A 20,943-nucleotide genomic window follows, 5' to 3' on the forward strand; every position below is an offset into this window, starting at 1 on the left:
CTAGGACGGTGCCGGGGGCGGGTGCCGCGCCACGTCGGGGTTCAACCACCAGACGCCCGCATTCAGCGCCGCCGCAATCGTGACCCAGAGCAGATAGGGCGCAAAGAGCAGGCCTGCGAGCCAGTCCAGCTGCCACATCGACAGCATTGCGCTGAGTACGGCGAGCCAGAGGAATGATACCACGGCCATGCCGAGCCGGATATTTTTCAGACCAAAGAAAACCGGGGTCCACAGGCCGTTCAGCGAAATCTGGAACGCCCAGAAGGCCATGGCGATGCCGTTGCCCGCCAGCATGGCAATCCGGGCCCCGGCGATGGACATGCATACGTAAAGCACCATCCATGTGACCGGAAACACCCAGTCCGGCGGCGTGAACCAGGGCTTGTTGAGCGCGCGGTACCAGGACCCCGGCGCGAAAAGGCCGCCCGTGACACCCGCCGCGAGGCAGGCGGCCAAAAACACACAGAATAAGAGCCAGAAAGTAGGCATCATGACATCTCCACGCGTTGCCCGGTGCGGTGTGCCCGCTGCGCCTGCCGCCGCTGCTCCAACGTGCTTAGAACCGAAATCAGCGCATCACTACGCGAGGATTTCACAGGGCCGGCAGCGGCGGCATCGACCAGAAACCGCACCTCCGCCAAGGGCTGCGCATAAAGGACCGCAGAGCGCGGCATGATCATGCTGGCCGCGCTCAGCAGCATCGATTGCCCCAGCCATCCGATCTTTTGCACCTTGCTGGTGCGCGCGCGGGCGGAAATGGAATCGTATCCCATCGCCGTCAGTTGCCCGCCAATCCCTGCATAAATGAAACGCGCGCCATAGATGCCGGGACGGCAGCGGCGCGGCAAGGCGCCGACACCGGCCTCGGACCGGATGTAAAGCCTATTGGCCTCCATCACCAGGCGTTTGACCATCATGCGGATGGCCTTGGCCGGTTTCGGATTATCCAGAAACGCCTCGACATCGATGCCTGCCGCCTCCAGCCAATCCGTCGGCAGATAGATGCGTTTTTCCAAGGCGTCCTCGCCGACATCCCGCGCAATATTGGTCAGCTGCATGGCAACCCCAAGATCACAGGCCCGCGCCAGCGCATCCGCATCGCGGACCCGCATCAGGACACACATCATCGCGCCCACCGCCGAGGCAACGCGCGCGGAATAATCCCGCACGCCTGAAAGCGTCTGATAGCGCCGCCCCTCGGCGTCCCAGGCGAGCCCCTCCAGCAAAGCATCCGGCAGGGCGCGGGGCATCTCGAAATCCTCGACAATGGCGGCAAAGGCCCGGTCTGGCGCCGCGTCATTGGGACGTCCGGCATAGACCGCATCCAGCCGGTCGCGCAGGCGCAGCACCGCCTCCGCCTTTTCGGCTTTCAGATCCACTTCGTCATCCGCCAGACGGCAAAATGCATAAAGCGCCAGCGCCGGGTCACGCACCCGCGCGGGCAGCAGCTTTGACGCCGCATGAAAGGACAGGGAGCCATGACGGATCGCCTCGCGGCAATGCTCCAGATCATCCGCGGCTATCATCTCACGCCCTCCACGTCCGGCACCAGCGTGCTCAGAACTTCCGCCGTTGAAATCACCCCCGGCACGCCCGCCCCGGGATGGGTGCCCGCCCCCACAAGATAAAGGCCCTTCGCCTCTTCGGAGACATTATGCGGCCGGAACCACGCACTTTGCAGAATGCGCGGTTCGATGGAAAATCCAGACCCATAGGGGCTAAGGTACCGGTCGCGGAAGGTTTCAGGCGTAAACACGACCTCGGTGCTGATTTTCTCGCCCAATCCGGGCAGCAGCTGATCCTCCAGCACCTGTAGCATCTTGGCTTTGTAGCGCGGCTCTTCCACCGCCCAATCGACCCCGTTGTCGTGACCCAGATGCGGCACCGGGCTCAGCACGTAGAAACTGTCATCCCCCGCCGGCGCGACGGAGGGGTCCGTGACGGAGGGCCGGTGCACATAGAGGCTCATATCGTCACACAGCTTGCCCTTGATGAAGATATCCTTGAGCAATCCGGTGTAGCGCGGCCCGTTCAGGATGGTGTGATGACCCACGTCCGGCCACTCGTGCGCTGTGCCCTTGGTGCCGAAATACCAGACAAAGAGACTCATCGAATACCGTGTGCGTGCCAGTCTTTTGGGCGTCCAGCGTCGCCGCTGGTGGTTGCGCAGCAGGGTGTTGTAGGTATGGCCCGAATCCGCATTGGACACGACCACATCCGCGCCCATCTCCAGACCGGAGGCCAGTTTTACACCGGTCACGGCCCCCTTATGCACGACGATTTCATCCACTTCCGTGTCCATCAAAAGCGCACCACCCTGATCCTCGATCACATCCGCCATCGCGCGCGCCATGCCGGCCAGACCGCCCATGGCGTAGTGCACGCCGAATTCCTTTTCGAGATAGGCGACCAGGATATACATCGAGGTCACGTGCAGCGGGTCACCGCCAATGAACAGCGGGTGAAAGCTCAGCGCCATCCGCAGTTTTTCGTCTTTCACACGGGCCGCGGCATGGGCATAGACCGACCGGTCCGCGCGCAGCATCGCAAAGGTCGGCAGCACCTTGATCAGCTCCCAGAGCTGATGCATTGACCGCCGCCCCAGATCCTCGAACCCGAACCAGTAGCGTTTGGCACTGTCGTCGAGGAACTTTTCAAAGCCCGCCACGTCGCCCGGCGCCAGCCTGGCCACCTCCGCGCGCAGTTTCTCGGTGTCCTGCTGGGCCACGAACCGCGTGCCATCCAGCCATCGGATTTCGTAGAAGGGATCAAGCGCTTTCAGCGTCACATCCGCATCAAAATCACGCCCGCAGGCGGCCCAAAGCTCCCGGTAAAGCTGCGGCACCGTCACAATTGTGGGCCCCAGATCGAAACGGTGGCCGTCCTGCCAGATGGCTGATCCCCGCCCGCCGGGCACGTCAAGCTTGTCGATCACGGTCACCCGGTAGCCCTTCACGCCCAGCCGCATCGCGGCCGCCAGACCCCCCAGCCCGGCGCCGATTACGATCGCCCGGTTGCGCGGCCCGTCGCCGGTGCCGACAGATTCGATAGGATCCACACGTGTCATCACTTTCGTACAGTAGATGTGTCCAGTTCACTTGACAATTGTGTTCTTTCCATTCGGTGATTTGCATGTCAGACTTAGTTGACACTTCAGAACACATCCGTGCGCAATGACCGAGACACCCGTTGTATCTTTGAGCTTTTTTCGCTTTGCCCGGCCCACGGCGCGGCTGTGGGCTTTGGCGATGATGGGCGCGGCGCGTTTCGCCCTGCCAAAGGTGCCCGGCATCGGCTTCTGGAAGCTTTGCGGCTCCGGCACGGGCGAGGGCTTCACCCCCCTGCCCAATACCGGCGTCTATGCGATCCTGGCAAGCTGGCCCGATGAACCAACGGCGCGACAGCAAACCACCCAGGCCAGCATATACAACCGCTACCGCGCGCGGGCCGTCGAAGATTGGACGATCTATCTGGAAACAACATCCGCACGCGGCAACTGGTCCGGGCGGATGCCTTTCCATGCCACCGACAAGTCACCGCAGGGGCCCCTCGCCGCCCTGACACGCGCGACGGTCAAACCATCCGTCACCGTCAAATTCTGGAAACGTGTGCCGGACATCAGCCGCATGATCGGATCGGATCGAAATGTGGCGTTCAAAATCGGCATCGGCGAGGTGCCCCTGCTGCACCAGATCACGTTTTCGATCTGGCCAAATGCCGCCGCGATGGCCGGATTTGCCCGCACCAACGGCCCGCATGCCGCCGCCATTCAGGCAGTGCGCGAGGGCAACTGGTTTTCCGAAGAACTCTACGCCCGTTTCGCCATTCTGGGAGAATCGGGATCCTGGGGCGGAAAGAGCCCCCTCGACGCATTGGATCTGACTGCATGAAGACCCCCTTCCCTTTCTCCGCCATCGTCGGTCAACACGCGATGAAGCAGGCGATGATCCTGACGGCTGTGGACCCCGGCATCGGTGGCGTTCTGGTCTTTGGCGATCGTGGCACGGGCAAATCCACCGCCGTGCGTGCGCTCGCCGCCCTGCTGCCGCCCATTCGCATGGTTGAAACCTGCCCGGTGAACTCCCCCAAAAGCACAGAATGCCCCGATTGGGCCGAGTTAGGCTCGAAAAAACTGGTCTCGCGCCCTACCCCGGTGATCGATCTGCCGCTGGGGGCGACCGAAGACCGGGTTGTGGGCGCTTTGGACATCGAACGCGCGCTGACACGGGGCGAAAAGGCGTTTGAGCCAGGGCTGCTGGCGCGCGCCAACCGCGGCTACCTCTACATCGATGAGGTCAACCTGCTGGAAGATCACATCGTAGATCTGCTGCTGGACGTCGCGCAATCCGGGGAAAATGTCGTGGAACGCGAGGGCCTCTCGATCCGGCACCCGGCGCGTTTTGTGCTGGTCGGTTCTGGCAACCCCGAAGAAGGCGAATTGCGCCCACAACTGCTCGACCGTTTCGGGCTTTCCGTGGAGGTGCGCTCGCCAAATGACGTGGCCGAGCGGGTCGAGGTGATCAAACGGCGCGATGCGTTCGAGAGCGATCACGCGGCCTTCATGGCGCATTATGAGGCCGAGGATACCAAGGTGCGGGAGACCATTCTGAAAGCCCGCAAGCGCCTGCCGAAAATCAGCACACCCGCTTCCATTCTGGAAGACTGCGCCACGCTCTGCATTGCGCTCGGCTCCGACGGATTGCGCGGCGAATTGACCCTGTTGCGCACCGCGCGCGCGCTGGCCGCCTATCAAGGCAAAAGAAAACTCAGCCGGGATCATCTGCGGGAGGTTGCCCCCTCCGCCCTCTCACACCGCCTGCGCCGGGACCCGCTGGACGAAGCAGGCTCCGGCACCCGCGTGATGCGCACGGTGGCGGAGGTGCTGGGGTGAGCGCACAGACCGACAGCTGGGATCGTGCCGCGCTGTGCATCGCCCTGCTGCGTTTCGCGCCCGGATACCTCGGCGGCAGCATTATCCGAATGCGCGCGAGCCCTCAGCGGGACGCGGTGATTTCATCCCTCGAACCGCTTCGAATGCGACGCCTCCACCCGACCATATCCGATGAGCAATTGTTTGGCGGGTTGGACCTTGCCGCGACGCTGAACTCAAGTCAAGTTATTGAAAATAAAGGTATATTTGAGACCTCTTGCTCCGCCGTTCTGGCGATGGCAGAACGATGCCCCTCTGACCTTGCGGCCAAATTGGCGCATCAGCTGGACCGCGACATCGGCCATTGCATCGTCGCATTGGATGAGGGCGCTGAGCAGGACGAGGCCACGCCCCCTGCCCTTTCCGAACGCCTTCCCTTTCACATCGCCCCCGAGGGCCGGATACCTGCGGATTGGGCGCCTGTCCCCGCGGGGACATCCACGGTTGATCCCGCAACCGTGACCAGCGACCCGGATGATTTGACCGCCTTGACCATCCTCGCCGCGCACTTCGGCATCGACAGCCTACGCGCACCGCTCCTCGCGTTGCGCGTCGCGCGCACCCATGCAGCCTTTCACGCCCGCACGATCCTTGCGCGTGACGACCTGGAAACAGCGGCCAGCCTGGTTTTCCCCCACCGGGCGACGCGGGTTCCGCAGGAAGCTGAAACCGAAAGCACGCCCCCGCCGCCAGAACCGGAAACCGAGACAGACAGCGGTGCACAGGAGTCGCTGGAATTGCCTGACGGTGATATGTTGGTCGATGCCGTCCGCGCCTTGCTTCCTCCCGACATCTTGGCAGGCCTTGTCCCCGCGGGGACATCGCGCCGAACAGGCGGTGACGGGGCCGGTCAAAAGCGCAAGGGCAACCGGCGCGGACGGCCCCTGCCCTCGCGTCCCGGACGTCTCGATGGTCGCAGCCGCATTGATCTTGTCGCCACTCTGCGCGCAGCCGCTCCCTGGCAGCCGATCCGCAGGCAGGCACAGCCCGACACCAGCGGCCTGCTGATCCGACCCGCCGACATTCGCCTCAAGCGCTATCAGGAGCAGTCTGATCGCTTGCTGATTTTTGCTGTGGACGCCTCGGGCTCCGCCGCCGTGTCGCGCCTGAACGAGGCGAAGGGTGCGGTAGAGCTGCTGCTCGCCGAAGCTTACGCCGCGCGGGATCACGTGGCGCTGATTTCATTCCGGGGCGCCGAGAGCGAAATCCTGCTGCCACCAACGCGCTCGCTGGTGCAAACCAAGCGGCGTCTGGCCAGCCTGCCCGGCGGCGGCGGCACGCCCCTTGCGACCGGGCTGCAGCAAGCAGCCCTGCTGGCCACGCAAAGCCAGAGCAAAGGCCTGACGCCAACGATTGTTGTGTTGACGGACGGACGCGCCAATGTGGCGCTCGACGGCAGCACAGATCGCACCCGCGCCGCCGAAGATGCCGATAAAATGGCGCGCCTGATCCGGTCACAAGGGTTTCTGACGCTGGTCATCGACATGTCCGCACGGCCACAGGCAAGCCTCAAGACGCTGGCAGGCCATTTTGACGGGCCTTACCTGGCGTTGCCCCGCGCGGACGCACAGGCCCTCACAGGCGCTGTGAGCGCCGCTCTGAGCGTCTGAGCGGTATGCGCTGGCCGCCCCCTTCGGATTGGCCCAATGTGGCGCTCTCGCGGCAAGTGCTGGCAGCCCCACATCGCTGGCACGTACAAGAGACCGGACAGGGCCCGACGCTGCTGCTGCTGCATGGCGCCGGGGGCAGCACGCATTCCTTTCGGGCGATACTCCCGATCCTTGCCGAAACCCACCACGTCGTTGCGATTGATCTGCCCGGACAGGGCTTTACTCAGCTGGGTGCACGCCATCGTTGCGGGCTGGATACGATGGCGAAAGACATTGAAACCCTCTGCCAGCGCGAAGGCTGGCACCCTGCGGCCATCGTCGGTCATTCCGCAGGCAGCGCTCTTGCCCTGCAACTGTCCCAGACAGTGCTGTCCCCGCGGGGACAAGCCCCGCAGATCGTTGGCATCAACCCGGCGCTGGACATGTTCGACGGCATTGCCGGGGTTCTGTTTCCCGCCATCGCGAAGATGCTGGCGGCCATCCCGTTCAGCGCCACCATCTTCTCGGCCACTTCCGCGACACCGAGCCGAATACAGGCCCTAATAAGGGGTACAGGCTCTATTCTCGATCCGGAAGGGCTGGAATTGTATCGACGCCTTGTTGCGGATCGCGACCATGTGGATGCAACGCTTTTGATGATGGCGCAATGGTCTTTGGAAGAACTGACCCGGGACCTCCCAGAGCTGACCGCCGAAATACTGTTCATCACCGGTGACCAGGACAGCGCCGTACCGCCCAAAGTGGCAAGGGTCGCTGCTGAGCGCATTCGCAACGCCAAACTCATCGAGATCGCGGGCAAGGGTCATTTGGTCCATGAGGAAATTCCCCAGGAAATCGCAGAGACAATACTGGATTGCCTAAGCGATTAGTCCTTCAACCGATCCAGAAAGGCCCGCGCCGCCGCTTCGAGTTTGCGCGGTTCGATGGCGCCGAAATCATGATCCAGCGTGACCTCGAATTTCCCCGCAGACGCCGTGCACTTGGCGACACCTTCGGGCCGGTTCAGCTTGATTGTCGTCCGGGCAGAGGTCTTTGCCGGTGTCGGTTTGCTTGATTTTGGTTTGGCCTGGCCACCGGTCACGGCGCTGCGCAACAGCGACAGCTCCAGGGCGGCGTCACGCGCGGGTTGACTGTTCAAAACGGCGCGCACCTGTCCGGCAAAACGCGGGTTTTCCTCCAGCAGCTTCACCAGGCTCAACCCGGTTGCACGCGGGATCGCTTCGGGGAATTTCAGATCAGACCCCAACACGGTCAAGAGCTGCGCGAAATGCCGGATATAGCTGCGCTTCTGACGTCCGGCGGAGGCATAAAGCGCCTCGATCGCGGCGGCAACGCTCTGACGGCTGCGACTGGCGTAGGACATCGCCAGCTGCGCCATCTCGGCAAAGGAAATGTCACGCCGCACAAGGTTTTCATCGACCATCCGACGGTAGAGATGATCCAGCTGCGCCCCCCGGGCCTGCAGCGTCGCCGGGATGTTGGTGAACCGCGCATCCCCGGTTTCCTTGCGCAACTCGCGGAACGCGCTGAGACGCCGAAATCCCTGGATCAGCTCATAACCGCCTTCGACCTCCTCGACATGGATCGGGTTGGACAGACCCACCGCCTGGATCGAGGCTTTCAACTCGTCCAGATCCGGATCACGGTCCGCCGCCCGGTCCCGCACCAGCTTGGTCATGCGGATATCATCCAGAGGCACCAGACCCACAATCTGGCCATTCTTTTTCAAGGCGACATATTCATGGGCGAGCCGGTCGTTTTCTGCTCTGATGTCGGCCTCGGCGGCCTGTCGCGCGCTCAGGGCCTCTGCATTCTCGGTGATCGCCGCCGCCATCGGGCCACGACGAGCAGGGGCCTCATTTTCTGTCCCCGCGGGGACAGCGTCATCATCAAAGTCGATATCAAAGACGCGCCGTTTGCTCATCTCTCATCCTCCAGCTGGTCCCATGCCGCGCAGAGGTGGGTTCGGAATTCCGCATAGGCCTGATCAAACGACGCGCGGGCGCGGCGCCAGGTTTCACGGGTCATGTCGCGGTAGTCGATCTCGTAAATCGAGGACAGGAAGCGCCCCGATTGCTCCACCGCGCGGGTCATCTCGATCGGGTGTTCGGTGACCCTATCGCCGAAAACTTTCAAAAAGGCCTGCTGCATCGCGCGGTGCAGGTCGTTGTTGGGTTCAAACCGGGTCAACAGGAACCGCAGATCCAGAAAGGCCTTGGGCAGGTTCATTGTCCCCGCGGGGACAAGCCCGTTGAAGCGACTGAGATCTTCCAGGGCCTCAGACAGCTGCCCGATGAAGGAGGTGGTGGAATCATATTCCCAATAGCCCGGACCGGAGGGGATATAGAGCATGTCAGCGGCAAAGACCGCGTTCATGGATTGATACCCGATGGCGGGGGGGCAATCGAACAGGATCAGGTCATAGGCATCGGCTGGCAGCTGATCAAGGAACCGCGACACTGCGGCAAAGAACGACCATTCCGGGTTGAGGTGCCGGTACTGGGCGGAGGCAAACTCCACAAAAGCGGCATTGGCACAGGACGGTACGATATCGATGGTCGGCCAGTTGGTGGGTTTGATGAAGTCAGCGGCGCGCAGATCGGCAAGCCCCATGTCGGTTATCGAGGCGGGCAGCCGCCGCTGGGGCAGGGAGGTGCCGCTTTCAGCCCCCTGCGACGCGCGATTCATCCGCTCGGTTTCGGCGGCCAGATCGCGGGCCATGATCCCCCAGACGGTGTATTCTTCGGCCACATCGCTGAGGCCCATGGAATGGCTGAGCGTGGCCTGCGGGTCAAAATCAACGCAAAGCACGCGGTAGCCATCGAGGGCGGCGGCATGGGCGAAGTGCAGCGCGACGGTGGATTTGCCGGCACCGCCTTTGAAATTCGCAATCGCCGCGCGCATCGCCCGTTTGCCAGCAGGCCGGTAAGGCATCAGCGATCTGCGGTTCACCTTGAGCCTGCGGCGCAACTCGTTGATCTCTTCCAGCGCATACCAATGCTGGCGGCCATCGGCCTCGACCGTGCCTTGCGGCAGGGTAGGGTCCGCCGCCAGGCGACCGCGCATTGTCGATTGGTTCACCTTGAAGATCAGCTCCGCCACTTCCCAGCTGGAAAACCGCCGCAGCGTCTTTTCATTTTGCGGGCTATAGGTCTGCTGTCGGATGAACCCCTGCATTTTGAGGGATTGCGCCTGCAGCCGTGCCAGATCGGTATGTGTAAACATGGAATGCCTGTCATGCTCATGTCCCCGCGGGGACGCTAATTCTTGTTTTTTCCAGATTTACGCGGATTTGGTAAAAAAGGCAAAAGAGAATATGCTTGGAATGCAAATATTCGCCAAGGCTGCAGATGTTGGAATTTCAAAGGCTTTCGCAGACGATGTACGATTCGCATTCAAAGCTGCGGTACACAGGGCTCCATACGCCAACGGTCTAAATATGGGTGTCATCTTTTTGCGCGCCACAGCCTATGGGGTGACAAAACAAGGCAATTAGGGGTCATCTAGAATGTCCCCCAATACCATTAAACCTATATTTTCTATTTTGATTTGGGTTTGATCGGGCGCAATTTCCACTGAAGGCTTGACAGAATCGGGTAATCGGACGCAAATCAGGGTACGTTACTGAAAAGCGGCTGAAACACTGATCCAAGCCGCCACAAGAGGTTGATCCATCAACCCAACTCCGAGGCAGCGTAACTCTCATCAGACTTACGCATCTATCACATGAGGGCAGGATATATGCTTTCCACGAAACCGGTGGGTCGTGGGGCGTCTGCACGTAAATATGATCTCTTGACCGCGTTGGGGGCATTTGCCCTTGCGCAGGGCAAACACGATCAACGCAGAGCACTTCGACTGATGACATTGATTACCGCGCGTTACAATTGGGCGCGTGATGAGCTGGCTGTCGGGCAACGCGAAATCGCGCGCCTGTGGTCGGTGGACGAACGCACGGTCAAACGCGAGATGGCGCTTCTGCGATCCAAGGGCTGGCTGGTCGTCAAGCGCCAGGGCGCGCGGGGCAGGGTGACGCAATACGGATTGGGCATCGACCGCATTCTGGCCGACAGCGCACCGACATGGGGCTGTGTCGGTTCTGATTTCGAGATTCGGATGGGGCAGGGGGATGCGCCGCCCGCCGTCGTGCCGCTGCCAGTGCGTGGGACGGTTGCCGCACCGGATGTCTCGACGGGTACGGAATGGGCGCTGGCACAAGCGCTGCTGCATGCGGAGGACGCCGGGACTTATGCCAGTTGGATCGCGGCGCTGGAACGCGTTGAAAGGGCAGGGGGGCGGTTGACGCTGCGCGCCCCCTCACGGTTTCATGCGGGCTACGTGCAGTCGCATCTGGAGCGCCGGGTGCTGGCAGCCTGTCAGGACGTGGATGCGGATGTTGCCGAAGTGCGCATTGTCACGTGAAGAGAGGGCGATATGGCCTCTGCGTCACAGGTACGTCGCCTATGCCTACTGCCTCGCGGCATCCGCTGGTATCGCATGATCAGAGCACAGTTGATTTACTAAAGCTTGATATATGCGGCGATGATGTGCATTTCTGACTGGGAAAGGAGACCGTCGCAATGCCGAAGAACAACAGCGCCACTGTCAAACGCAACGCCAGTGCTGGCAAATTCACCGTCCGCAAGGAAAGTGGCGACATCTCCGTGCATGCGTCTGGTGAGAAAACGCCAAGGACGGTCAGCTCCTCCATCAGCCGGAACAAGGACGCGCTCAAGCGGTTGGCAAATCGCTAAGCGGCACTATCGGATCAAGCTCGGTGACGTTCTCGAAGCGCATGAGCAATCGCTGGAAGCTTTTGGCGGTCTGCCCGGCATCTGCAATCTGGACAGCATTCTGGGCGCCATTGGTAGGCCATACCACGGCTATCACCACACGATCCATGCCAAGGCTGCGGCATTGCTGCATGGCATCGCGACCTCACACGGGTTCAATGACGCCAACAAACGCACCGCCTGGCTGGCGGCAGAGGTTCTGTGTTGGAACAGCGCATACCGCCTGGCCCTGCGCGCCGAGGACCGGATTGACGATGTGGTTGTCGATGTGGTGACAGGTGCCATGTCGCAGGCCGACCTGGAGAAATGGTTCAAAGCGCGTCTGTCGAGGGAGGGTGCCTAGGCCGGGCGTCAGTTTATATCCCTTGGCCCTGGATGCTGGCCCACCAGCTCTTGCCGGTCTTGCCCGCGCAGTCTGCTCATCCGGACAACGGTGGCCAAGACGAAAGACTGGACGTAGAAAAGCCGCCACCCCGTGACGGAGCAGCGGCCTGATCGCTTAGCGTCGGATCAGCTTTGTGGGCCGACGGAGGCCAGATAGGCCGCGACGTCTTCGCCACCTTTCTTCAGCTTGAACGACATCCGCGATTTGGCTTTGGAATCGTCCAGATAGGTGCGCAGGAAGGCGCGCGGGTCTGCGGTGTATTCAGCCAGGTTCGCTTCGTCCCAGACCAGCCCGGCTTCACCGGCCGCGGCCAGATCGTCACCGTATTTGAAGTCAGCAGTGCCTGCCGTGCGGCCGATGACACCGTAGAGATTGGGGCCGGTTTTGCCGCCCTTGACGATCTCCGTGCCATCATCCGCCACGATCATGTGGCAGGATTTGCACTTGTTGAATGTTTTCTCACCCTCTGCCGCATCGCCTTCCGCGAAGGCGGGTGCTGCGAAGCTGAGTGCTATGATGGCTGCAAAGGTACGTGTCATCGTTATCTCCTTAGTTGCTTGGGATACAACGTAGGAGATAGCGACAAGAGTCAACAGTCACATTGTCGCTAGTTTAGGCGACCGCGTGGGAAATCGCGCATTGCTTCCAGAGCTCTTTGAGCGCGAGCACCAGATGTTCAATGTCGTCGATGCTGTGCAGCGGCGAGGGCGTAAACCGCAGCCTTTCCGTGCCCTTTGGGACGGTCGGATAATTGATCGGCTGCACGTAGATGCCGTATTGCTGCATCAGGTAATCCGCGATCATCCGGCATTTGACCGGATCCTTGATCATCACCGGGATGATGTGGCTGGGATTGTCCATATGCGGGATCCCCTCCTGATCCAGCCGCTTGCGCAGATAGGCGACGCGTTCGCGTTGCAGCTTGCGCTCGACGCTGGACCCTTTGAGGTGCTGGATCGAGGTCTGCGCCGCAGCGGCCACAGCGGGCGGCAGGGCGGTGGTAAAGATAAATCCGGAGGCAAAGGAGCGGATGAAGTCGCAAAGCGCCTCAGAGCCCGTGATATAGCCGCCCACGACGCCGTAGGCCTTGCCCAGGGTCCCTTCGATCAGGGTGATGCGGTCCGCCAGCCCCTCACGCTCCGAAATACCGCCGCCACGGGGCCCGTAAAGGCCAACGGCGTGCACTTCGTCCAGATAGGTCATGGCGCCGTGCTTTTCGGCGACCTCGACGATCTCCTTCATCGGGCAGATGTCACCATCCATGGAATAGACGCTTTCGAAGGCGATGATCTTGGGCGCATTGGCGGGCAGGGCGGCCAGCTTGCGATCCAGGTCCTCGGGATCATTGTGCCGCCACAGCACCTTGTTGGCGCGGGAATGCCGGATGCCTTCGATCATCGAGGCGTGGTTCAGTTCATCCGACAAGATCACGCAATCGGGGATGCGGGCGCCCAGCGTGCTCAGCGCGGCCCAGTTGGACACATAGCCCGAGGTGAAGAGCAGCGCCTGCTCCTTGCCATGCAGGTCGGCCAGCTCCGCCTCCAGCAGCTTGTGATTGTGGTTGGTGCCGGAAATATTCCGCGTCCCGCCAGCCCCGGCGCCACAATTGTCGATCGCATCCTTCATGGCCTGCGTGACTGCGGGATGCTGACCCATGCCCAGATAGTCGTTCGAACACCAAACGGTGACCTGATCGGGGCTGTCTGCGTCATGGCATTTCGCGGCAGGGAAAGCCCCCGCCTTGCGCTCCAGTTCCGCAAAAATCCGGTAATTTCCGTCGTCCTTCAGCGCGTCGAGTTGCGATTGGAACAGTGCATCAAAGTCCATGATGTCCCCCTTGGTGGTGTTGTGGTGTTTTCTGTGTCGGTTTGGGCGCGGGAAGCATCCAGCGCCAGAGTTTTTCATCCGGGATCGGCAGCACCATCATCCAGTGCTCCAGCAAAGCCAGCGCGGTGATGGCGGTCAGCAGGGAAAAGCCCACAATCGCGCCGGGTCCGTCGGCGACATAAAGCCGTTCCAGCCAGCAGGCGGTGGCAAAGGTCAGCGCCGAGACGGAGACCGGGAACAGCCAGTTCATCGCGCGGTGGCGAAAGTGGCTGGGCAGATGCGACAGCGCTTCGGGCAGGAAGTCGATGTTGATCTTGGGCACCCCGAAAAACAGGTTCAGCTTGGCTGAGATGCGGGCAAAGAACAGCACCGCAAAGGTCCAGGTGGCGAATTGATTGGCGGCGCCGAGGTTCCAGTCGACCAGGAACATGATGATCAGCGTCGCCACCAGCAGCATCTCGTGATAGGCGAGCGTGCCCCAGGCGCGGATGAACCGCTCCCATTCAGGGACGAATTTCGGTAGCGGGTGCGCGTTCGGGCCGGTGATGATGCCGGTCAGAAACGCCAGTTCCACCCAGCCCCAGATGGCCAGCGCCGAGACAAAGCCCAGATAGGCGCCGAAGGTTGATGTGTCGTGCAGCGAGGCCCAGTAGCCCCAGACCCCCAGCCCCAGAAACGGCAGCGCGAAGAGGACAGCGCGTTTGCGCGCCGCCAGCCCGCCCCGGTCTGCCGATTTCACCACCCACAGGATCGCCCCGGTGGAAAACCACCAGATGAAAAGGGCGAAGAGGGCAGGGGTCCAGAAGCTCATCAGTATGCGGGCTCCAGTCTGGTGGAGGTGGGCACCTGATGCTTTTTCGCGGGGATCGTGATCAGCGAGACAAAGGCGCTGACCGCCCGCACCTGCGCGCCGATCTTGGCAAAGAAGCGACCCTCTTCTGTGGCTTTCGCCAGATCGGCATTGGCCTTTTGCATTTTCTCCAACCCGCGCTGCCAGCGCGGATGGTCGATGTCCAGCGTGATCGGGAAAATCTGTTCGCTGAGCTTGGAGGTCTTGGTGAAGACCTCATGCGCGTACCAGTCGGGATCAACGCCCAATGCGTCATGGAAGGCCGGGCGCTGGTGGTCGCGCACATACATCGTGGAATAGACCGCCGTGAGGAAGAATTTGATCCAGTAGACATTCATGCCCTGGGTCAGTTTGGGTTCCGTTTTCATCAGCAGCGCGAAGGCTTCGCCGTGGCTGAACTCATCATTGCACCATTCCTGGAACCACTTGAAGATCGGGTGGAACCGGTGTTCGGGGTGCTTCTCCAGATGCCGGAAGATGGTGATGTAACGCGCATAGCCGATCTTCTCAGAGAGGTAGGTGGCGTAGTAGATAAACTTTGGTCTGAAGTAGGTGTATTTCTTCTTCTGCGTCAGGAACCCGAGGTTCACCGCCACACCCGCTTCGCGCAGCGCATCGTTGATGAAACCGGCATGCCGCGCCTCATCCCGCGCCATCAGCTGGAAGAGTTGTGTGATGTCCTTGTTGTTGCCGCGCCGCTTCATCTCTTTGTACAAAACGCAGCCTGAAAACTCGGCCGTGCAGGAGCTGATCAGGAAGTCGATGAATTCCTTTTTCAGGCCGGGCTCCATGCCGTCCCAATCCACGTGGTCCCAGTCTTCGTTTTTCTTGAAGTGGCCCTTGTTGGGGTCAGAGACCATCTGGGCGATCAGCTTGTCCCAGTCCTCGCGGACCGGCGAGACGTCAATCGCATCCATCTCGTCAAAGTCGGTGGTGTAGAACCGCGGCGTCAGCAGCGTATTCTGCATTGCCACTTCGGTGGCCGATTTGCTGTCGAGAACGGATTGCGCTTCCTGCAGCTTCAGGCTCTCTTCGGCGTCCGTGATCTCGGAGGTATGTTTGGCGGTGGCTTTCGGCGCGTCGGCGGCGCGTGGGGTCTGGACGTTCATAGCGTGACCTCCTCGGAGAAGGAAAATTCACAAAGCTCCATGACCTCGAAATCGCCCGTCAGGCGGGTCCAGAGCTGCTCAAGCTTGCTGGCGCGGATGATCGTGGCTTCGCGCTCCTCGGTGACGATCTCGCCGAAGGGGGCCATGATTTCGCCGCCGTGCACCTGTACCTCGTCACCTGGATAGATGACGGCACCGTTGTTGAAACGGACATGTGCGTGCAGGCTTTCGAATTTGTGGCTGATTTCGACGGTGCAGGGGGCACGTTCGAAATCCTTTGTCAGTAGTCCCATGAGTGGCTTCCTCCTCGGGTTAGGGTTGGTCCAGCAGTCTGGCGAAGACGCGGGAATTGGATGCGCCGAAGCCCATGAGCTCGGCAGACCATCCGGTGACGGGGTCGAAAAGGGAGAGGCGATTGCCCTCCCGGAGTTGTAGCAGAACCGGCGCGCTCATATCCGCGCCGATCTTGCCGCGTTCGCGGGCGATGACACGTTCCACACCGGCAACAAACCCCCCCTTGTCGGAGGGGAAGTCGGCGATCATCGTGCCATGGGCATCCAGCACGCGGGCCGCCCCGGAGGCATCGCCCGACAGGTGAATGGCGCGTTCCTTGATGATGGCCGCGACGGGGGGCGTGTTCTGCACCGGGCGGCCGGTGAGGGTGGCCAGGCTGACGATCACCAGAACGCAGGCGACAAGGCCAAACATGACACGCACCAGGATGCGCGGGACCAATTCGTCCGGTTTGGCATGAATGCGGGGGTGGGTTTGTGTGTTCATGGCCCGCTACTCCGCCGCAACGGCCGTTTGGGGCAGGACCCGCGCCACTTTCGGCACGGCGATGCGTGCCTCCGCGGCCTCGGCCAGCAGGGCGGCGACCTTTTCAGCCTCCGGAATGCAGCGCAAGGCGGGCTGTGTGCGTTTGATATGCCAGGGGCGCACATGCGGCCAGCAGACCAGATAGCTGAGCCGGGTCTCCCCCATGGTTTCCAGCGCGATGGTGCCGGTGCCGCGCTTGCGCAGATCGAGCATCGCATTGCTGACCTGGGTGTAGGGCAGGTTCAGCGTGACCGTGAGGGCCGCCCCGATGCGCATGACCACGCGGGCATCGGTGACCGTGTACATGGTGGCGCGCGCCTGAACGTAGGCCACCAGCATCAGCAAGCCGCAGACCACGACCCCCAGCAGCAGGAAGGGCACGGCAGAGCCAATCGCCTGACCCATCGGCAGCAGATCCACCACCGAGGTGAAACGCCAGATCGCCAGCAGGGCGAAGTACCCGGCCACCCATTTGAGGCTCAGAGATTCGATGCTCAGCGCCCACCAGTCGGGACGACCCTGCCAAAGGATTTGCTCCCCCTTGGGCGGCTCCTCGGGTAGCCCCTCGATGGGTTCGATCTCGAAATCGTCGTGCCCTTGGACACGCGGTAAATCGTCGTGCCCCTGGGCGGGCGATGATGGCGTATGAGACATGGCGAGTATCTCCTTGATGCGGTTTCGGTCAGCGCGCGGGGCAAGGCAAGCCCCAGGCGCGGTTCAACGTGGTTCAGAGCTTGGGCTCGGCGCGGTCGCCGGCAAAGAGCTTGCCGCCGCCATAGTAGCCGGAGATCTTGTCTTCCTCGAGCAGCGTCACCTGACGCGGGCTGGCAATCGTCGGGATTGTGGCGAAGTGCTTGCCGTAAAGCGCGTGCACCGCGACGCGGTTGGATTTGATCTTGGCAAAAGTGATTGGCATCAGACGATTGCCGGACCCCCATTTGCTATCAAGTTCCATTTCCAGATAGCGGACGAGCTGCTCCGGCTCATCCAGCCACATGTCGACGATCTTACCGACGATCTCCCCGTCCCCGGCAACAACCGGCAATCCGCGCGGATCGCGCCCGGCAGCGACGTGGAAGCCCTCGGCGCCGGACATTGGCACGATTTTCGGATGACCGTGGCCGTCGAGCTCAGGATGATCCTTGCGCGGTGCCCAGGATGCGGGGCCGACCCCATCCAGCATCGGATCACCGGTAGGCTCCAGCGGGTAGCCATTGCCGGGACCGGTGCGTTTCAGCGCAATATCCTCACGCTCCGGCGCCTGTCCGCTGGGTACGGTCACCTCACCGCGGCCATGCGGCAGTTTGAAGGTCTTGTCCTCGGGCAGGGGCCACATGCTGGGGTTGGACGACTTGTTGCCCTCATCGTCTTCCAGAGGATAGCCTTCACGCATGTTTTCACGCTGGATCCAGATGATCAGGATCGCGAAGAAGATGTAAAAGAGCCAGAGCGACAGGCTCGCCAGATCAAATTCGCCAAAGAATGTTCCAGTCATGTTTTTTCCTCCTGAAACGGGGTCATGTTGGGAAATCGGCAAGGCCCAGGGGGCGTTGCGCGGGTTCTGGTTGGGTCAGGGGGCCGCTGCGGCGGACAAGCGGTCCCAGGATCACGAGGGTGACGAACAAAAGGCCGATCTCGACGTGGTACACAAAGGAATAACCGGTGGCGGGGGACACCAGGCCTTCGCCCAGGACGCCGGACATGGCGATGGAATCGATCCAGTCACGCAATGACCCGCCGATGGCGATAGAGAGCCCTGCGGCGGTGGCCTGTGCGGCACCCCAAGCCCCGAGCGCCAATCCGCGCCCCGAGGTCCCGGTTTCGGGCAGGGTCATGCAGGCGGTCAGCGTGGCAACGGCAAAGAGCCCGCCGCCAAAGCCAATGAGCCCCGCGCCCGCGAAAAAGAGCTCTGGCGAGTTCATCGGGGCCGCGAAAATGACGATGGAGAAGGCCCAGATGCCCGCCAGGATGCCAGCGCCTGCAAGCCGGAAGGAATTGGACCCTGCGGCCAGACGTTTGCCCGCCAGCGCAAAGCCCGCCAGCGCGCCCAGCGACCACATGGCGGTCAGGAGGGTCGTGGAAGATACTGATAATCCGAGGATTTCTCCGCCGTAGGGTTCCAGTAGCACGTCCTGCATGTTGAAGGCCATGGTGCCGACAAAGATGCAGGCGAGCAGGCGACCAGCCTGTCCGCCACTGATGAAATCGGTCCAGGCATCGGAGAACTTGGGGCGCGGGGCCGCGCGTTCTTCGCGGCTCATCGGTTGCAGGCTCTCCTGCTTCCAGAGGGCGATCAGGTTCAGCACGATGGTGACCACCGCGGTGGCCTGCACCACCTGAATGAGCTTGATCGATGTGAAATCGCGCAACAGAAACCCAATGATCAGGGAGGAGATGCCCATGCCCACCAGGAACATGACATAGAGCAGCGCCACGACCCGCGGCCGCGTTTCATCCGTTGCCCGGTCGGAGGCCAGCGCCAGACCCGCCGTTTGGGTCATATGCATGCCCAGGCCGGTCATCAGGAAGGCGAGCGCGGCGAGCACTTCGCCTGCGAAGGGCACCTCGATGTAGACATCACCGCCCAACACCAGCAGCGCGGACGGCATGATCGCCAGCCCCCCGAACTGCCACAGCGAGCCGAACCAGATGTAGGGCACGCGTTTCCACCCGATGGCAGAGCGGTAGGTATCCGAGCGGAACCCCAGCAACGTGCGGAACGGGGCAATCAGAACCGGCAGGGCGATCATCACGGCGACGATCATCGCCGCGACGTTCAACTCGACAATCATCACCCGGTTGAGGGTGCCTAGCAGCAGCACCGCAGCCATGCCGACGGAAATCTGAAACAGGGACAGGCGCAGCAGTTGGCCCAACGGCAGATCGGCACTCGCGACGTCAGAAAACGGCAGCGCGTTCAGCGACAGTTGCTTCAGCCGAGGGGCGACGCTGCCCTTCATGCCCGCACCTCCATCGCCTGAGAGATGTAAAATCCGGAGGAGACCCGCTCCACCGGGCGGACCAAGCCGCGCACGCCCTGCGCTCTGGCGGCCTGCGCCAGCGGCTGATGCGCGTGCGGGACCATCACCGGGCTGCGATCCGACCGCGGGAAGAGCTTGCCCGCATACCACATCGCCATCAGCATCCGTGTGCGCGGGGCGACGGTAAAGACAATCGTGCGGTTGGTGCGTTTTTCCAACCCGGCCAGCGCCGTACCGATGTCGGCTGCATCGTAGTAGATCAGGCTGTCCATCGCGACCACGTGATCGAAGCGGCCCAGCGAGGCGCTCAGCATATCACCCGAGGTGAAGGTCACCTGTTTGCGATACTCCGGCGGCAGGCGCAGCTCTGCAATGTCCACCAGCTGTGGTGAGATGTCGATTGCCGTCACCTCGGCCCCCCGCGCGGCCAATTCCGCGGTCATCTGCCCGGCACCGCATCCCGCATCCAGCACCCGCTGGCCGGAGAGGTCCGCTGGCAACCGGCTCAGCATCAGCGCGCGCATCTGGTCGCGCCCACGCCGCACGGTTTCGCGGATTTTCGACACTGGCGCGTCCGAGGTCAGCCGCTCCCAGGTCTTGGTCGCGGTCTTGTCAAAATAGGTCTCTACCCGGTCACGTGTCGCATCATAGCCGGGCCGTGCGTTTGTGGCGGGCTCGGGTGCAGTAGGCTGTGACGGGAAGGGAGCGAGGTCGCGCATCAATCAAATCCCAGCAGTTCAAAGATATCGCGATCCGGCAGCGGGGCAGGGGCCAGCGGCTCGGTGCCGTTCCAGAGTGTTTCGGCAAGCCGGATATATTCCTTGCGGACCTGCACGATTTCCTCGTCATCCGGCATCTCGAAGAGGGTCTTCTTCTTCAGCCGCGAGCGGCGGATCGCATCGAGGTCCGGCATATGCGCGATCCGGTTGAAGCCCACGGTCTTGCAATAACGATCTACCTCGTCAGTCTCGCGGGACCGGTTGGCGACACAGCCCGCCAGCCGCACCTTGTAGTTGGCCGATTTCGCCTGCACGGCGGCAATGATCCGGTTCATGGCGTAGATGCTGTCAAAATCATTCGCCGTGACGATCAGCGCCCGATCAGCGTGCTGCAAGGGGGCTGCAAAGCCACCGCAAACCACATCGCCCAGCACGTCGAAGATCACCACATCGGTGTCTTCCAGCAGATGATGTTGTTTCAGCAGCTTGACCGTCTGGCCAACCACATAGCCGCCACAGCCGGTACCTGCGGGTGGCCCCCCGGCCTCGACGCATTTCACACCGTTGAACCCGTCAAAGACGAAATCCTCCGCCCGCAGCTCTTCGGGGTGGAAATCCACCTCCTTGAGAATATCGATCACCGTCGGCACCAGCGATCCGGTCAGGGTGAACGTGCTGTCATGCTTCGGGTCACACCCGATCTGCAACACCCGCTTGCCCAGCATCGAGAACGCCGCCGACAGGTTCGAAGAAGTTGTCGATTTGCCGATCCCGCCCTTGCCATAGACGGAAAAGACCTTGGCACCCTCGATCTTGGCGCTTTCGTCCTGATGCACCTGCACCGACCCTTCGCCATCCTGACCCCGCAGGTTGGGCGGTGTTCTATCCAGTGGGCTCATGTCCATGTCCTTTCAAAGGGG

At 61.9% G+C, this 20,943-nt stretch carries 22 protein-coding genes; 6 read left to right on the forward strand and 16 right to left on the reverse strand.

The window, feature by feature from the left end; translation table 11 throughout:
* The 3 genes from Q1A63_RS22510 to Q1A63_RS22520 are packed head-to-tail and all read right to left on the reverse strand — an operon-like array spanning position 1 to position 3,067.
* Positions 1–489, reverse strand: a complete 489-nt coding sequence (locus Q1A63_RS22510; RefSeq protein ID WP_298975457.1) for a TspO/MBR family protein — start codon at positions 487–489, stop codon at positions 1–3.
* Positions 489–1,526, reverse strand: coding sequence for a 15-cis-phytoene synthase (crtB, locus tag Q1A63_RS22515; RefSeq protein WP_298975313.1), 1,038 nt, complete (start codon positions 1,524–1,526; stop codon positions 489–491). Before crtB ends, Q1A63_RS22510 begins: the two co-directional genes overlap by 1 nt.
* Positions 1,523–3,067 (reverse strand): phytoene desaturase, encoded by a 1,545-nt coding sequence (locus tag Q1A63_RS22520; RefSeq protein ID WP_299632559.1) that lies wholly within the window; start codon positions 3,065–3,067, stop codon positions 1,523–1,525. Before Q1A63_RS22520 ends, crtB begins: the two co-directional genes overlap by 4 nt.
* Positions 3,068–3,173: 106 nt before the next feature.
* Between Q1A63_RS22520 and crtA the strand changes: the two genes are divergently transcribed.
* The 4 genes from crtA to bchO are packed head-to-tail and all read left to right on the forward strand — an operon-like array spanning position 3,174 to position 7,409.
* The gene (gene crtA / locus Q1A63_RS22525) at positions 3,174–3,890 is read left to right on the forward strand and encodes a spheroidene monooxygenase (RefSeq protein WP_298975314.1); all 717 of its coding nucleotides are present in this window, start codon (positions 3,174–3,176) and stop codon (positions 3,888–3,890) included.
* Positions 3,887–4,891, forward strand: coding sequence for a magnesium chelatase ATPase subunit I (gene bchI, locus Q1A63_RS22530; protein ID WP_298975315.1), 1,005 nt, complete (start codon positions 3,887–3,889; stop codon positions 4,889–4,891). Before crtA ends, bchI begins: the two co-directional genes overlap by 4 nt.
* On the forward strand, positions 4,888–6,540 hold the full coding sequence (locus tag Q1A63_RS22535) for a magnesium chelatase subunit D (protein WP_298975316.1): 1,653 nt from the start codon (positions 4,888–4,890) through the stop codon (positions 6,538–6,540). Before bchI ends, Q1A63_RS22535 begins: the two co-directional genes overlap by 4 nt.
* Positions 6,541–6,545: 5 nt before the next feature.
* The gene (gene bchO / locus Q1A63_RS22540) at positions 6,546–7,409 is read left to right on the forward strand and encodes an alpha/beta fold hydrolase BchO (protein ID WP_298975317.1); all 864 of its coding nucleotides are present in this window, start codon (positions 6,546–6,548) and stop codon (positions 7,407–7,409) included.
* On the opposite strand, the gene Q1A63_RS22545 is transcribed toward bchO, so the two are convergent.
* Both Q1A63_RS22545 and Q1A63_RS22550 read right to left on the reverse strand, forming a co-directional pair.
* Positions 7,406–8,464 carry a ParB N-terminal domain-containing protein gene (locus Q1A63_RS22545; RefSeq protein WP_298975318.1) on the reverse strand — a complete coding sequence of 353 codons (1,059 nt, stop codon included), beginning with the start codon at positions 8,462–8,464 and terminating at the stop codon, positions 7,406–7,408. The genes bchO and Q1A63_RS22545 overlap by 4 nt on opposite strands.
* Complete coding sequence (locus Q1A63_RS22550) at positions 8,461–9,765, reverse strand: AAA family ATPase (protein ID WP_298975319.1); 1,305 nt, start codon at positions 9,763–9,765, stop codon at positions 8,461–8,463. The genes Q1A63_RS22545 and Q1A63_RS22550 overlap by 4 nt, the downstream gene beginning before the upstream one ends.
* A 516-nt stretch (positions 9,766–10,281) precedes the next feature.
* Here Q1A63_RS22550 and Q1A63_RS22555 point away from each other — a divergent pair.
* Together Q1A63_RS22555 and Q1A63_RS22560 are read left to right on the forward strand one after the other, a co-directional pair.
* Positions 10,282–10,962: a hypothetical protein gene (locus tag Q1A63_RS22555; protein WP_298975321.1), complete on the forward strand. Its 681-nt coding sequence runs from the start codon at positions 10,282–10,284 to the stop codon at positions 10,960–10,962.
* Positions 10,963–11,217: 255 nt separating this feature from the next.
* A complete protein-coding gene (locus Q1A63_RS22560) occupies positions 11,218–11,676 on the forward strand; it encodes a type II toxin-antitoxin system death-on-curing family toxin (RefSeq protein ID WP_299632506.1) in 459 nt (152 codons plus the stop codon).
* 167 nt (positions 11,677–11,843) lie between these two features.
* On the opposite strand, the gene Q1A63_RS22565 is transcribed toward Q1A63_RS22560, so the two are convergent.
* The 11 genes from Q1A63_RS22565 to bchL all read right to left on the reverse strand — a co-directional run bounded on the left by Q1A63_RS22565 (position 11,844) and on the right by bchL (position 20,922).
* Complete coding sequence (locus tag Q1A63_RS22565; protein ID WP_298975325.1) at positions 11,844–12,257, reverse strand: c-type cytochrome; 414 nt, start codon at positions 12,255–12,257, stop codon at positions 11,844–11,846.
* A gap of 73 nt (positions 12,258–12,330) precedes the next feature.
* Positions 12,331–13,545 (reverse strand): 5-aminolevulinate synthase, encoded by a 1,215-nt coding sequence (gene hemA / locus Q1A63_RS22570; RefSeq protein ID WP_298975327.1) that lies wholly within the window; start codon positions 13,543–13,545, stop codon positions 12,331–12,333.
* Positions 13,535–14,356 carry a putative photosynthetic complex assembly protein PuhE gene (gene puhE / locus Q1A63_RS22575; RefSeq protein ID WP_298975329.1) on the reverse strand — a complete coding sequence of 274 codons (822 nt, stop codon included), beginning with the start codon at positions 14,354–14,356 and terminating at the stop codon, positions 13,535–13,537. The genes hemA and puhE overlap by 11 nt, the downstream gene beginning before the upstream one ends.
* A complete protein-coding gene (gene acsF / locus Q1A63_RS22580) occupies positions 14,356–15,504 on the reverse strand; it encodes a magnesium-protoporphyrin IX monomethyl ester (oxidative) cyclase (protein ID WP_298975330.1) in 1,149 nt (382 codons plus the stop codon). The genes puhE and acsF overlap by 1 nt, the downstream gene beginning before the upstream one ends.
* The gene (locus Q1A63_RS22585; protein ID WP_298975331.1) at positions 15,501–15,797 is read right to left on the reverse strand and encodes a hypothetical protein; all 297 of its coding nucleotides are present in this window, start codon (positions 15,795–15,797) and stop codon (positions 15,501–15,503) included. The genes acsF and Q1A63_RS22585 overlap by 4 nt, the downstream gene beginning before the upstream one ends.
* 19 nt (positions 15,798–15,816) lie before the next feature.
* The gene (gene puhC, locus Q1A63_RS22590; RefSeq protein WP_298975332.1) at positions 15,817–16,284 is read right to left on the reverse strand and encodes a photosynthetic complex assembly protein PuhC; all 468 of its coding nucleotides are present in this window, start codon (positions 16,282–16,284) and stop codon (positions 15,817–15,819) included.
* Positions 16,285–16,290: 6 nt separating this feature from the next.
* On the reverse strand, positions 16,291–16,977 hold the full coding sequence (puhB, locus tag Q1A63_RS22595; protein WP_299632507.1) for a photosynthetic complex putative assembly protein PuhB: 687 nt from the start codon (positions 16,975–16,977) through the stop codon (positions 16,291–16,293).
* 73 nt (positions 16,978–17,050) lie between these two features.
* Positions 17,051–17,818 (reverse strand): photosynthetic reaction center subunit H, encoded by a 768-nt coding sequence (gene puhA / locus Q1A63_RS22600; protein WP_298975335.1) that lies wholly within the window; start codon positions 17,816–17,818, stop codon positions 17,051–17,053.
* A gap of 22 nt (positions 17,819–17,840) precedes the next feature.
* A complete protein-coding gene (locus tag Q1A63_RS22605) occupies positions 17,841–19,283 on the reverse strand; it encodes a PucC family protein (RefSeq protein WP_298975337.1) in 1,443 nt (480 codons plus the stop codon).
* Positions 19,280–20,023, reverse strand: a complete 744-nt coding sequence (gene bchM / locus Q1A63_RS22610; protein WP_298975339.1) for a magnesium protoporphyrin IX methyltransferase — start codon at positions 20,021–20,023, stop codon at positions 19,280–19,282. The genes Q1A63_RS22605 and bchM overlap by 4 nt, the downstream gene beginning before the upstream one ends.
* Entirely contained in the window at positions 20,023–20,922 is a 900-nt protein-coding gene (gene bchL / locus Q1A63_RS22615; RefSeq protein WP_298975341.1) for a ferredoxin:protochlorophyllide reductase (ATP-dependent) iron-sulfur ATP-binding protein, read from the reverse strand. Before bchL ends, bchM begins: the two co-directional genes overlap by 1 nt.
* Positions 20,923–20,943 lie beyond the last annotated feature (21 nt).

The sequence above is a fragment of the uncultured Roseobacter sp. genome, from assembly GCF_947499265.1.
Classification (GTDB): domain Bacteria; phylum Pseudomonadota; class Alphaproteobacteria; order Rhodobacterales; family Rhodobacteraceae; genus Roseobacter.

Bases quoted from the DNA above. Each gene is read 5' to 3' on its own strand.
- Q1A63_RS22510 (WP_298975457.1), bottom strand. From the start codon at position 489: ATGCCTACTTTCTGGCTCTTATTCTGTGTGTTTTTGGCCGCCTGCCTC.
- crtB (WP_298975313.1), bottom strand. From the start codon at position 1,526: ATGATAGCCGCGGATGATCTGGAGCATTGCCGCGAGGCGATCCGTCAT.
- Q1A63_RS22520 (WP_299632559.1), bottom strand. From the start codon at position 3,067: ATGACACGTGTGGATCCTATCGAATCTGTCGGCACCGGCGACGGGCCG.
- crtA (WP_298975314.1), top strand. From the start codon at position 3,174: ATGACCGAGACACCCGTTGTATCTTTGAGCTTTTTTCGCTTTGCCCGG.
- bchI (WP_298975315.1), top strand. From the start codon at position 3,887: ATGAAGACCCCCTTCCCTTTCTCCGCCATCGTCGGTCAACACGCGATG.
- bchO (WP_298975317.1), top strand. From the start codon at position 6,546: ATGCGCTGGCCGCCCCCTTCGGATTGGCCCAATGTGGCGCTCTCGCGG.
- Q1A63_RS22545 (WP_298975318.1), bottom strand. From the start codon at position 8,464: ATGAGCAAACGGCGCGTCTTTGATATCGACTTTGATGATGACGCTGTC.
- Q1A63_RS22550 (WP_298975319.1), bottom strand. From the start codon at position 9,765: ATGTTTACACATACCGATCTGGCACGGCTGCAGGCGCAATCCCTCAAA.
- Q1A63_RS22555 (WP_298975321.1), top strand. From the start codon at position 10,282: ATGCTTTCCACGAAACCGGTGGGTCGTGGGGCGTCTGCACGTAAATAT.
- Q1A63_RS22565 (WP_298975325.1), bottom strand. From the start codon at position 12,257: ATGACACGTACCTTTGCAGCCATCATAGCACTCAGCTTCGCAGCACCC.
- hemA (WP_298975327.1), bottom strand. From the start codon at position 13,545: ATGGACTTTGATGCACTGTTCCAATCGCAACTCGACGCGCTGAAGGAC.
- puhE (WP_298975329.1), bottom strand. From the start codon at position 14,356: ATGAGCTTCTGGACCCCTGCCCTCTTCGCCCTTTTCATCTGGTGGTTT.
- acsF (WP_298975330.1), bottom strand. From the start codon at position 15,504: ATGAACGTCCAGACCCCACGCGCCGCCGACGCGCCGAAAGCCACCGCC.
- Q1A63_RS22585 (WP_298975331.1), bottom strand. From the start codon at position 15,797: ATGGGACTACTGACAAAGGATTTCGAACGTGCCCCCTGCACCGTCGAA.
- puhC (WP_298975332.1), bottom strand. From the start codon at position 16,284: ATGAACACACAAACCCACCCCCGCATTCATGCCAAACCGGACGAATTG.
- puhB (WP_299632507.1), bottom strand. From the start codon at position 16,977: ATGTCTCATACGCCATCATCGCCCGCCCAGGGGCACGACGATTTACCG.
- puhA (WP_298975335.1), bottom strand. From the start codon at position 17,818: ATGACTGGAACATTCTTTGGCGAATTTGATCTGGCGAGCCTGTCGCTC.
- Q1A63_RS22605 (WP_298975337.1), bottom strand. From the start codon at position 19,283: ATGAAGGGCAGCGTCGCCCCTCGGCTGAAGCAACTGTCGCTGAACGCG.
- bchM (WP_298975339.1), bottom strand. From the start codon at position 20,023: ATGCGCGACCTCGCTCCCTTCCCGTCACAGCCTACTGCACCCGAGCCC.
- bchL (WP_298975341.1), bottom strand. From the start codon at position 20,922: ATGAGCCCACTGGATAGAACACCGCCCAACCTGCGGGGTCAGGATGGC.